Source organism: Clostridium sp. UBA2485, assembly GCF_002341865.1.
Lineage (GTDB): Bacteria > Bacillota > Clostridia > Clostridiales > Clostridiaceae > Clostridium_J.
On the sequence record NZ_DDOV01000031.1, the window covers coordinates 93,682 to 105,690 of the forward strand.

Annotated in this window: 12 protein-coding genes; all 12 read left to right on the top strand. The window is 26.7% G+C overall.

Annotated elements, in window-relative coordinates; all coding sequences use genetic code 11:
* The first annotated feature begins 314 nt into the window (after window positions 1-314).
* Complete coding sequence (locus tag B3603_RS04440) at window positions 315-1,187, top strand: transglutaminase domain-containing protein (RefSeq protein WP_291561204.1); 873 nt, start codon at window positions 315-317, stop codon at window positions 1,185-1,187.
* 270 nt (window positions 1,188-1,457) lie between these two features.
* Window positions 1,458-1,838, top strand: coding sequence for a GNAT family N-acetyltransferase (locus tag B3603_RS04445; RefSeq protein ID WP_291561205.1), 381 nt, complete (start codon window positions 1,458-1,460; stop codon window positions 1,836-1,838).
* A 67-nt stretch (window positions 1,839-1,905) separates the two neighbouring features.
* On the top strand, window positions 1,906-2,040 hold the full coding sequence (locus B3603_RS04450; RefSeq protein WP_291561207.1) for a hypothetical protein: 135 nt from the start codon (window positions 1,906-1,908) through the stop codon (window positions 2,038-2,040).
* Window positions 2,041-2,058: 18 nt separating this feature from the next.
* Window positions 2,059-2,379: a hypothetical protein gene (locus tag B3603_RS04455; protein WP_291561210.1), complete on the top strand. Its 321-nt coding sequence runs from the start codon at window positions 2,059-2,061 to the stop codon at window positions 2,377-2,379.
* Between the two features lie 879 nt (window positions 2,380-3,258).
* Window positions 3,259-3,654: a GNAT family N-acetyltransferase gene (locus tag B3603_RS04460; protein WP_291561212.1), complete on the top strand. Its 396-nt coding sequence runs from the start codon at window positions 3,259-3,261 to the stop codon at window positions 3,652-3,654.
* Between the two features lie 21 nt (window positions 3,655-3,675).
* A complete protein-coding gene (locus B3603_RS04465) occupies window positions 3,676-5,109 on the top strand; it encodes a serine hydrolase (protein ID WP_291561214.1) in 1,434 nt (477 codons plus the stop codon).
* Between the two features lie 19 nt (window positions 5,110-5,128).
* Complete coding sequence (locus B3603_RS04470) at window positions 5,129-8,218, top strand: GNAT family N-acetyltransferase (protein WP_291561216.1); 3,090 nt, start codon at window positions 5,129-5,131, stop codon at window positions 8,216-8,218.
* Between the two features lie 172 nt (window positions 8,219-8,390).
* Entirely contained in the window at window positions 8,391-8,897 is a 507-nt protein-coding gene (locus tag B3603_RS04475; RefSeq protein ID WP_291561219.1) for a GNAT family N-acetyltransferase, read from the top strand.
* A gap of 15 nt (window positions 8,898-8,912) precedes the next feature.
* Entirely contained in the window at window positions 8,913-10,112 is a 1,200-nt protein-coding gene (locus tag B3603_RS04480) for a hypothetical protein (RefSeq protein ID WP_291561221.1), read from the top strand.
* A 179-nt stretch (window positions 10,113-10,291) separates the two neighbouring features.
* Window positions 10,292-10,729, top strand: coding sequence for a DUF523 domain-containing protein (locus tag B3603_RS04485; protein ID WP_291561223.1), 438 nt, complete (start codon window positions 10,292-10,294; stop codon window positions 10,727-10,729).
* A 30-nt stretch (window positions 10,730-10,759) separates the two neighbouring features.
* A complete protein-coding gene (locus B3603_RS04490; RefSeq protein WP_291561225.1) occupies window positions 10,760-11,179 on the top strand; it encodes a GNAT family N-acetyltransferase in 420 nt (139 codons plus the stop codon).
* Window positions 11,180-11,479: 300 nt separating this feature from the next.
* Entirely contained in the window at window positions 11,480-11,932 is a 453-nt protein-coding gene (locus tag B3603_RS04495) for a hypothetical protein (RefSeq protein ID WP_291561227.1), read from the top strand.
* Window positions 11,933-12,009: the final 77 nt, after the last annotated feature.

Below are 12,009 nucleotides of genomic sequence, written 5' to 3' on the forward strand. Positions count from 1 at the left end.
CAATTTTATTAGTAGTCTCTAAGAATTTATATGTTAGCTGAAAGAGAAATTTAATAACTTTATATTGTAAATATTTATCTGCGCAGTAAATTTCTATTAAACTTTTTTGCGTTTTGTGTTAAAATCTTATGGTACTTAATTATTATGTAATAAAATTTACTTTATATGTATTTCGATTTGCTTCTTATGTCTTGAAGTGGAGTTTTTATGATTGTACATAATAGCTTACTATGGTAATATTTTCTCTTTTATATAATTAATATAAAAGTTGAAATAAAAATTATACAAATATATTTAAAGGAGATGAACTAAAGATGAAAAAATTTTTAGGAAAATTATTTGAAATTATAGTTATAGTTTTATTTTTATTGATATCTACTAAAATATTTAGAGTGGTTAATGCTACTATTGAACTCTCTGGGAAAACTTCAGTAGAAGCTGAAAATTATAGTGAGTATTGTAATATAGTGAAACAAGCTGTAAATAATTATGACAGCTCTATAGCTATAAAGATTAAAGATTTTGATAAAAAAACATACGATGTTGATTCCATGAACAACATATTGAAAGCTAACGAATTAGAGACTCTTAATTCCAATGTAAAGGAATATACAATTACTAAGTATGATACATTTAAAACTGTTTTAAAAATTGATTTTAAATATGTAGATAGTGTGGAGGAATTAAAGAGAAAAGAAAAATTAGTAAATGAAAAAGTTCAGGAGATAGTTAAAAATACAATTACTAATGAAATGGGAGAGTATGAAAAAGAAAAGGCGTTATATGATTATCTAGTCAATAATTGTGAATATGATATGGATACCTTTAATTCCGGGGTATGGGATAAAAACAATGATGAATATAGTGCATTAATTAATGGACTTAGTATGTGCAAAGGATATGCTCAAGCTATGAATAGGCTTTTAAAAGCTGCTAATATAGAGTCAAAGATCGTTATTGGAGATATTATTGATGCAGAAGAACCAGATAAGGAAAAACTTGGACATGCATGGAACATAGTTAAAATAAACGGTAAAAATTATCACATAGACGCTACTTGGGATTCTACATATACACATATGTATAATGAAACTTCAGGTTATTTCTTTAATTTGGCAGATGAAGAAATAGAAAGCACTCGTACATGGGAAAGAAAGTCTTATCCTGTATGTAATACTTTACAATAATATATAGGAATTATAGAAATCATCTTAAAAGTTTATATTTTTTAATGAAAAATAAAGAGGATACAACTAATAATTACATATTTATAAGTACTGTCATAAGACTGGAGTTTTATGACAGTACTTATTTTTTGTTCCAAAGGAAAGTGGCATATAGAAATATTAAATGCTAAAATAGTAATTGTATAATATTTCCATAATTCTGAATTATAGAAATGCTATGTAAAAATATTATTATATGAACTAGATATTCTAAAGGAAAGGAAAACTAATATGATAGTAAAATATTTAGTAAATGAAAATTTTAATATTGATGAAGTTTTAAATATATTTAATAGCTTTGATTGGAAAAGGGAAAAAGAACAAATATATAGTGCCTTTAAAAATTCTTATTATATTTTGGTATACAACAATGAAAATCTAATTGGATTTGGAAGAGCTATATCTGACTATTATTGTTATACTACCATACATGATGTTTTAGTATTAAAGGAATTTCAAAATAAAGGAATTGGCACAAATATAATGAATATGCTAATAGAAGAATTTTCAAATACAAATATCTATCTTACATATACGCCAGACAAAGATGTATTTTATAAGAAATTTAACTTCGAAAAAATAAATAATGCTATGCGACTAAAATGTAAATGATTATTTTGAAGGAATAATGATTAAAAACCTACTATAAAAAGGTATTCGATATGGGGGTGTATAATTTATGTTGTTTATTTTCATGGGGGCAAGCTGTACGGGTAAATCATCAGCAGCAGATGAATTAAAAGAATTAATGGATGTACAGGTATACACTGGAAAAGATTATTTACGTATGGCTAAAAATGAAAACGAAGCTTGAAAAATTTTTAGTGAAAAATTGAATGAAACATCAAGTAGTAAAGACTTATCCTGTCAATCAATTATTTATGTTATTTCAGAAAAAAATATTTTACCAAAACTTCAATCTATTAATGATAAAATTACTATAAAATTTACAGCTGATTCAGAAATCATTAAATCAAGATTTGCCGCGAGAATGAAAGGAAATCTACCTAGTCTTGTAGAAAAAATGATAGAGCGTCAGTTAACAGAGTGGGAGAATATTAATGCAAATTTATGTATTGATACTACAAGTAAAGAACCTAGAGAGTTAGCAAAAAGAATTTTTGAGTTTGCTAAGGGGGATAGTCACGATTAAATTGATAAAAAATTCTTAAAATTATAAGTCAGTCATTGATTTGTGGTAAATAATATATTACAATATAACTATTGGAAATGAAAGGAGAATTAGTGATGAGTATGTTGTTATAATTCTAGTAAATAAAAATCTGATAATAAAATTATAGCAAGAATTTTTTAACCTTTTTTAAAAAATAGGTTTGTTTGCTGTGAATTTTAAGATTTTAATTATATAGATGAACAACATCAATTACAATTCTTTAATTTTCATTCATATTAAAATAAGTTATATAAAGGGTTAATTGTCACTTAGATTAATACTAAATATTATGAATTACAAAGCTAATTTTATAGAATTTAGCTATTAGAGGATAATGATTTATTAACTTTAGCTTATTTAATAATAATTTGAAATTAGAGCTGTGTTGTTTTTGATAACACAGTTTTTTATTTTAAATAAGGCGTTTACTATAAATAACCAGTCAAAGATGTGCGATATTTTGTACAATAATGGCCAGTTAATTTTAAAGACGTTTAAGTATATATGTCAATTGTAAGTTGCCATAGCTATTAATCTTATAAAAGATAAATAAGTTTACTTTGTAAGTATTTTTTAATAGTTGGTAATAAAATTTTAAAGTACAAAGTTAAATTTAATTATATAGTATTTCTACTATATACCTATACCATCATCATAGGGGAATAGGTTTAAAGCTTATAGGTTTAACTATGGTGAAAAAAATTGTACTTTTAACATTACAGTAGATATATGTAATATGAATTTTAAAGGATGTAGATGAATAGTGTGTTCATCTGCATCCTTAATTTTTTTATTACATTTAAAAACTCGTAGGAATGGTTTTTAAGCGCTTATAACTTATAATCTGGGAGGGGAAATATGAAAATTCAAAGAAAAGAAAAAATAGACTTAGTAGAATTAAATGAATTACTAAGTACTATAGGATGGGGAATAAAAGATTTAGATAAGCTAGAGAATTCTTTGAAATTATCTTGGGGATGGATAACAGCCCGTGATGACAATGGTAAATTAATTGGATTTGTCCAAATACTTTCCGATGATATTAAACATGCATATGTTTTAAGATTATTAGTTCATAAAGAATATCAGGGACAAGGAATAGGAAGTAAAATTGTTGAGAATATGATGGAATTACTTAATGAAAATAAATTAAATCCGGTTTTAATAACAAAGCCATCAGAAGAGTCCTTTTACAATAAGTTTGGATTTGATAGAAATAGCAATGGTTTTATATCAATGTTTAGATGGGAATAGATAAAGAGAGGGAGAAAGATTATGGATATTAAAAATAGAATGATAAAAAATTTAGATAGGATAATAAATGAATATGTAGAGAAAGAATCCATTCCAGGACTAGCAGTAGGAGTAGTTTATGATAATGAGATTCTTTACACCAAAGGATTTGGAGTGAAGAATGTTGATACCAAAGAACCAGTTGATGAAAATTCACTTTTTCACATGGCATCAGTTTCAAAAACTTTTGCGGCTACAGGAATAATGCAGCTAGTAGAAAAAGGCAAGATTAAATTGGATTCACATTTAACAGAATATCTGCCGTACTTTCAGCTTAAAGATGATAGATATAAGAATATAACTATAAGACAATTATTGAGTCATATGTCAGGCATGCCAGATGTTGATGATTATGGATGGGATAAGCCTCAATATGATGAAGATGCTCTAGAGAAGTATGTTAAAAGTATTAAAAATGAAGAATTAATGTGGGAGCCAGGAGAAAAATTTGCTTATAGTAATATTGCTTTTGAGATTCTAGGGGATGTTATTGCAAAGGTTTCAGGGGTAACTTTTGAAGAATATATGAAAGTAAATATTTTAGAAGTTCTTCAAATGAAGGAAAGTGACTTTTTTAATCCTAATGTTTCAAAAGAATTACTTACAACACCTCATATTCTTGGAGTTGAAAATGGGTATGCTGGAGTAGTAAGTGAGGTATTTCCTTATAATCGTGCTCATGGACCAAGTTCTACACTATGTTCAAATGTAAGAGAAATGTGTAACTATGCTATTGCTAATATGAATGGAGGATGTTTTGGAGAAGAGAAGATATTAGAACCCCATAGTTATTCAGAACTTTGGCATAATCATGGTTCTACAGGTTGGGGCGGATACACTTCAGAAGTTGGATTAGCATGGTTTTTAGGAGAATATAAAGGAAATAAGGTGAGATCTCACAGTGGTTTAGATACAGGATTTAGAAGCAATTTTATTATCTTACCTGAAAGGGGTATATCTGTAGTTATTATGACTAATTCAGATTATATTGGACTTAAACTTATTTGCACGGCTATTTTAGACATACTTTTAGGAGAAGAAGTTCAATATGTAAAGCAATCTCTTGCACACCATATGGCAAAAAAATTGTTTGATAATAATTTTGAAGCAGCATTAAAAGAATATTACTTAATAAAAGAAAATTCATTTGATAAATATAATTTTATTGAGGATGAATTTAAATTTGTTGCTTATGAATTAGTAGAGATGGAAAAAGTAAAAAAGGCTATTGAAGTTATGAGAATTTCCACTGAAATATCTCCAGAATCATCAAATCTTTATTATAATCTTGGTAAAATGTATTTACTTCATGGAGATAAAGAACTTGCCTTAGAAAACTATAAAAAATCAATGGAATTAGATCCTGATAATATAAAGGTTAAAAAGAAAGTAGAAGAATTAATTAGAGAAATTTAGTAAAAATGGGGGCTATATTATGGACGATATAAAATTAGTAGAATACAATAACTCTTACGCAAAATCCATAGCAGATATGTGGAGAAGAAGTACTGAAGGATGGAACGGAAATAATGGTACAGAAACGGAAGAGAGTATTTTAAAAGAACATGAAAGCATCACAGATATAAATACTTATTTAGCATTAAAGGGGGAAGAGGTAGTAGGATATTGCGGTTTTTCTAAATATCAGTATGATGATAACACCCTTTATATAAGACTTTTAAATGTAAGATATGATCTTCACGGGATGGGTATTGGAAGAGCTCTGGTATGCAAATGCGTAGAGAGGACTACAGAGCTAGGATGGCCAAGAGTTGATCTTTTTACATGGCCGGGAAATACAAAATCTCTTCCTCTTTATAAAAGATGTGGATTTTTTTTAGAAAAGAGAGATGATACGACACATTTGATGAATTTTATCCCAAAAGTATTAAATACAGAGGCATTTAAAGAATATTTTAAAAATGTAAATTGGTATAAAGATTTAAAGAGAACTATAGATATGGAACCAGATGGCATAGAAGAAGATGGATTCACCTATTATGAGTATAGTTGGGAAAAAGAAGGAAAGGAATTAAAAGTTCAATTTGAAAATAAAAGCCGAGGCATTAGATTAGTTGACGCAGAAGATTACTTAATTAAGGCTTGTGTGGAGGAACAAAAGCTTATATTTGGAGAGAAGTATAAGATTAAATATGAAGTTTTAAATAAATCTAAAACCCCTTTAAATATTAAAATTAAGGGCTTAGATGATAAAAATATAAAGTATTCATTTAATGGTGAATTTGAAGTTTTAGATAGAGAAATTATTGAAGGGGAATTTGCGGTTGAGGAACCTAAAGAAAAGGTGGCCTCATTAAATACTTATCCATCTGTTATATCAGAAGTTTTAATAAATGGAAAAAGTGTAGAATTTAGAATTGGTATAGATTCACAATATCCAGCAGATATATCTCTAAAAGTTCCAACAGGAGAATGCTATAAAAATGTTAATTCATATTTATATTTAGATATAAAAAATAACTATAAGAAAGATGTTACCTTTGAAATTAAACTTAAGGATAATAAGTCTATTAAGTTTATAGATAAAGAAATAAATATAAATATGAAGGCCAATGAGAGAAAGTCTTTAAAGCTTCAATATATATTAAATAATTTTAATTTCTATAATGAATTGATTGAAGTGAGAGCTAAATTCCCAGATGGAAAAGAAGTGGTATTTACAAAAGCATTGGTTGCTCCTTTCAAGGGTAGAGAAGGAAGATTTGGTGGCAAAACAGAAGACTTTTATATGATTGCAAATGGACCATATTCATTAAAACTAGATGAAGAAAATAGTATATCAATAGAAGCTTTTGGAATATATGATTTGGATTTTGAACTATACTATCCAATGTTAGGAAGACCTTTTTCTGAAGAATTTTCTAATGGAAGACCCAATAATATAGAGTATTATGAAGAAGAGGATAAAATAGTTTTAAAAATAACTTATATATCTGAAATCTTTAAAAATATAAGAGTAGAATCTATATTAAAGCTTTCTCAAAATGGAATAGTAGGATATCATTACGAAATATATAATGATGGAGACGTTGAAATAGCTAGTGACATTTTCTTATGCAACAATTTATTTATGAAATTAACTAATGGTATTTTGCCAATAAAAAATAAATTTGTTCAAATTATAGATCCAAGAGCTATGTGGACGGAAAATTTTAATCTTGATGACTTAACAGAAAATTGGATATATGCTGGAGATACAGGAGCGTGTATAGGACTATGCTGGCATAAAGATTTGAAAATTAAATCAAATGGGTGGAAGATTGCCTTTGAGCATAATCTTGGGAAGATGAAAGCTTGTGAGAAAAAGGTAACAAAGCCTGTGTTTATGGTATTGAACACCTTTAAAGATTGGAAAGACTTTAGAAATTTTGCTCTAGAAGAAAGTAATACTGAAAATTTACATCTTAATAACAATTTTGAAATGATTATAAATGAAGGTAATCCTTTTGTAAAAGAAAAGTTGGCTGTTAGTGTTAAGCAATATCAAAATTATGGGCTAGATGGAGAATATTCAATAGTATCTAAGCATAACAATTTTAAAAAATATAGCAAAAGCATAAATGCAGAAGATAAAATCTTTGAAGCAAAACTTGAAGCTTCTTTAAAAAATGATATTGATAGAGATATTTTGAAATTAGAGGTAGATTCTAAAAGTATGTATTCAGAAGAATATAAAATGGTATTTAAAATTAAAGATGTTTTCTGTGAATCGAAAATAGTTGAAGAACAGGGGAATAAAATTCACTGTGTAAATAATGGTGTTATGGAAATTAAAGCATGCGAGACTTTTAGCCATGTATTATATTCTTTAAAATACAATAATCATCAATTTCTTGAAAGTTCATTCCCGACGCCAGTGCCAAAATCATGGTTTAATCCTTGGTTTGGAGGCATAGGAACATTGCCAGAAGATTTAAGTTTTAGATCAGTATTAAAAGAAAATATTAAAGCAGACTTTGTTACTATTGAAGATAATTTCAAAAATAAATGGCAAGGGATTAAAGTAAAACTTCATATAGAAAATAATGATAAGTTTAAAGGTTTAGTAATAAATCAATATTATTTAATGCTACCTGGAGTGCCAGTATTGTGTCATACAGCGGAAATAGTACAAAATACAGGTGAATTTATGAGCCTTGAACCCTTTGAGAGCTTTACATTCTTTAATTTTGATGAGAATCTTAAAAATAATTGGCTTAAGTTAAAGAATATAAACGGAGGCTTTGATAAGTATAAAGTAGGAGTAGAAGCTATGGACATTCCAACTAATTCTTCAATACTATATGGAAGTAATGATATAAAGGATAAAATTCAACTTTATTTAAATCATGATGAAGCAAAATGTATTGGATTTATAAATATGCATGATACTACTGCTTTAATTTCAAGACACATAACCATGGAGGAAGGTATAGCAAAATTTACTTCTCCAGACTTTTATATATTTACTGAGGATTATATAGAAGATGAACTTCTAAAAGATTTAAAAAATATAAGATTCTAAGCTTGTAATAATAGGGGACGGTTCTTAAAAATTTTAGGAATTATAAAAATTTGAGAACTGTTTCTATAAAGAAAGTAGGACTTATGAGATTTGAAAAATAGTCAAAGAGAATAAATAAGCATCTAAGTTTTATTTGTATAAAGCTTAGATACTTAAAAAAGGAGACTTTAAAATGAATATAACAATTAAACAATTAGAAAAAGAATTATTTATGGATACAGCAAAGATGATAACAGAACTTATGAACTATCATAGAAAATTAAATAATGCGCCAAAGGAGTTCTGGCAAAAGGATGAGGAATCTATTGAAACACTTAAGGAGTGGCAAGAAATAGGAACAATATACAATGTGTTTAAGGATGAAGTATTGGTAGGATTTTTTTATGTAAGATTTGGTGGACAAAATGTTGCATGGTTAGAGGATCTATATATATCAGAAGAATTTAGAGGGCAAGGTATAGGAAAAAAAGCTATGACAGCTTTAGATGAACTTATGGAAGAGAAAGAAATAACCTCTATGTTTGTTAGTGTAATTCCAAGAAATATAGCTGCAATTAAGCTTTATAAAGAATGTGGGTTTGATCATTTAAATATGATTGAACTTAGGAAAAATTATGATAAGAGATTAGATAAGAATGAAGAAATAGATATCTTAGGATTTCAATTTAAAAAGTATTAGAAAAGAGTGAAAAAAGTGGGGAATAAGAAATTAAACTTTTATTTTTTCGGGGATATCGGTACTTATGATAAATTTAATCCAGCATATGCATGTAATAAAGAATACGTGCCAGAAATACTATACATTATTGCAAGTCATAAGCCGTTTTCAATATGTAAATTTGAGATAATGAAAGAATTAAATATTGAAGAAAATAAATTTAATAATGCAATTGATAGTCTTAAATTAATAAATGCTATAGAAGATAATGAAAAGGGATATAAAATAAATTTCCCAACATTTTTAGAGAAAGATGTAATAAGTATGGACAAGCATTTAAATAATATAGGTGAAGTAGTTGGAGATAAAATAATATCTTTGAAGAATGTACTTTATGAAAAACTATCATGCTTAACAAATTATAAGGCTTTTACTAACGAAAGATTATTATATCATATCATCTGTGATGAAATTTTTGATGGAACTGCCTTTGATTTTTTTGAATCTAAGGAAGTTTTTTGCACATCTAAACTTCAACAAGATAATAGAGATTATATTATTATAGTGGCTTATGAAGATAGTAGCACAGTAGAAAAACACAGTGATAAACTACTATGCAGTAGTAATAATTATAGAGCTGGTGATTTTATTTTTAATAGTTTTGGAGATTCAAACGGAGCGAGGAAAGATGTATATAGATTTTTTAGATTAGTTCAAAAAGGTATTGAAAATTCATCACCTTTTTATGATTTGAATTTATCTTATATAAAAGTTATAGATGATGTTAATAAAGATATTGCAAAAAGATGTGGAGAGTTAATTTATGATGTATATAATAACTCTATTAATTATGATGAACTCACAAATCAAGATAAAAATTTATTAAACTTTCTTAATGAAGTTAACTATATAACTGTAAATGATGAAGATAAAAGTATATCTACAAATATACCAATATTTCAATCTAATGATAAATGTATAATCAATGAAATATCAGATATTGTTCTTTTAAGTATTTTCCCAATAGTAAAGGAGATTTTTGAAAACTTTGAAACTAATGTTCCAGATTTAACTGGAGTAATACACAAAGTAGACATAAAAGAAATAACTAATGAACTATGGCATCAAATTTTTGGATCTGCTAATGAATACCTAGTAAAAAAATCCTTTGTTCAGCAGCCAGAAGATTTAAATGGACAAGGTAGATATTTAAGAAGTTTGTATATAGATAAATAAGGGACGGTTCATTAACTTATTGAACTTAATAAAAATAATATTATAATTCAATAGATATTAGATTATCTTGATAATGTCTATAAGGTGGTATAAATTTTATTGTAAAATCATCTATTAATAGCTTATAATAAATGATTAATAGTATTACACTATATAAGTTATAAGGGGGGATTTTAATTATGTATTTAGTAAGTTCCTGTTTAGCGGGAGTGAACTGTAGATATAATGGAAGTAACAGTGAAAATAAATTCATATTACAGCTAGTTAAAGAAGGAAAAGCTATAGCCTTATGTCCGGAACAGCTAGCTAAATTACCAACACCAAGACCAAGTTGTGAAATTATTATAGATGAAAGTGGTAATAAGAAAGTAGTTAGTAAAGATGGACAAGATTTTACTAAAGAATTTACTGAAGGTGCAGAAAAGACTTTGGCTATTGCAAAAATTATAGGAATTAAGAAAGCAATATTACAGTCTAAAAGCCCTTCTTGTGGATATGGATTTATATATGATGGAAACTTTTCAGGTAAATTAATAAAAGGAAATGGATTAACTACAGAGGTATTAATTAATAATGGAATTAAAGTATATACAGAAAATGATTTAAATAGATTGTAATTATATTAATATTTAAAAAGGAGGATAAGAATGAATAATATTATAAAGGATATTGAGATTAAACATAGTACACCATCTATAGAGGATTATTTAAATCTTAGAAAAATATCAGGATTAGGTGAAAAAAGTATAGAAGCTGCAGAAAAAGGATTAAAAAATTCATTATATTCTGTAATCATATATCATAAAGATTTACTTATTGGAATGGGAAGGGTAATTGGCGATGGAGGTTGTTTTTTTCAAGTTGTTGATATAGCGGTTACCCCTAATTTTCAAGGTAATGGTATTGGAAAAATAATAATGAGGGAAATAATGAATTATTTAGAGACATCAGTACCTAAGGGAGGATATGTAAGTCTTATTGCTGATGACCCTGCAAATAACTTATATGAAAAATTTGGATTTAAATATACATATCCACGTTCATATGGTATGTATATATACTATTAAGAAATACTTAAAATGAATTTTCACTACTAATTTTTTTGTGGAATAAAAACATAGGATGAATTACAAAAAAAGATAGAAGAGATTTTTCTATCTTTTTCTATTATTGAAGGAAAATTTATATTTACATAGAAATTAAAATTTATAATTTGAGAATAGTTATCTTTTAGTAACTATTCTTGAATGTTTTATGGTTATCTGTTACGGTATATATAGGTATAGAGATTCACTAATATTATGATTAAAAGCTAACTATAGTATTTTTTATAATTATTAGTAAGTATAATTTAAGGGAGGATTATCATGGGGGTTTTTGCAAATGAAATAAACTTTGATAGTTTAATAACTAATTTAGGAAATTGTTGTTTAAAGAAAGATAGTTGTACAAGCTGTATTAAAGAAAAATGCTTAATAGGATATTCAGAAGAAAGTGTTAAAAAGTGCTTAAAAAATAATGTTACTTATGTTGAAAATGGATATGAGAATATACCATTAGCTGATACTAAAGTATATGATCATGATAATTTAATTATTGCTATAGCTGATATTCTTAAACAGTGTAAAAGCTGTAGAGAAAATCATTATGATAATTGTATAATAAATGTTATAAGAAGTTGTTATGAAGTAGCTCTTGTTGGGGAAACTCAAAAATATAAAGGAAGTACATTAATTTATTTAAGTGATATAAAATATCTTAATGAAGATATAGGAAATAAAATACTTGACAAATATAATTTAATTAAATCATATAAATAACTAATAAACATATTCAAAAATAACTAGCCAGTATACTCGTGTATTTTTCATCATACTCCGTCGTTTCAAATTATTAT

Excerpts from the sequence above, each read along its gene's own strand:
- B3603_RS04495 (WP_291561227.1), top strand. The coding sequence starts at position 11,480 with ATGGGGGTTTTTGCAAATGAAATAAACTTTGATAGTTTAATAACTAAT.
- B3603_RS04485 (WP_291561223.1), top strand. The coding sequence starts at position 10,292 with ATGTATTTAGTAAGTTCCTGTTTAGCGGGAGTGAACTGTAGATATAAT.
- B3603_RS04465 (WP_291561214.1), top strand. The coding sequence starts at position 3,676 with ATGGATATTAAAAATAGAATGATAAAAAATTTAGATAGGATAATAAAT.
- B3603_RS04440 (WP_291561204.1), top strand. The coding sequence starts at position 315 with ATGAAAAAATTTTTAGGAAAATTATTTGAAATTATAGTTATAGTTTTA.
- B3603_RS04445 (WP_291561205.1), top strand. The coding sequence starts at position 1,458 with ATGATAGTAAAATATTTAGTAAATGAAAATTTTAATATTGATGAAGTT.
- B3603_RS04470 (WP_291561216.1), top strand. The coding sequence starts at position 5,129 with ATGGACGATATAAAATTAGTAGAATACAATAACTCTTACGCAAAATCC.
- B3603_RS04450 (WP_291561207.1), top strand. The coding sequence starts at position 1,906 with ATGTTGTTTATTTTCATGGGGGCAAGCTGTACGGGTAAATCATCAGCA.
- B3603_RS04460 (WP_291561212.1), top strand. The coding sequence starts at position 3,259 with ATGAAAATTCAAAGAAAAGAAAAAATAGACTTAGTAGAATTAAATGAA.
- B3603_RS04490 (WP_291561225.1), top strand. The coding sequence starts at position 10,760 with ATGAATAATATTATAAAGGATATTGAGATTAAACATAGTACACCATCT.
- B3603_RS04475 (WP_291561219.1), top strand. The coding sequence starts at position 8,391 with ATGAATATAACAATTAAACAATTAGAAAAAGAATTATTTATGGATACA.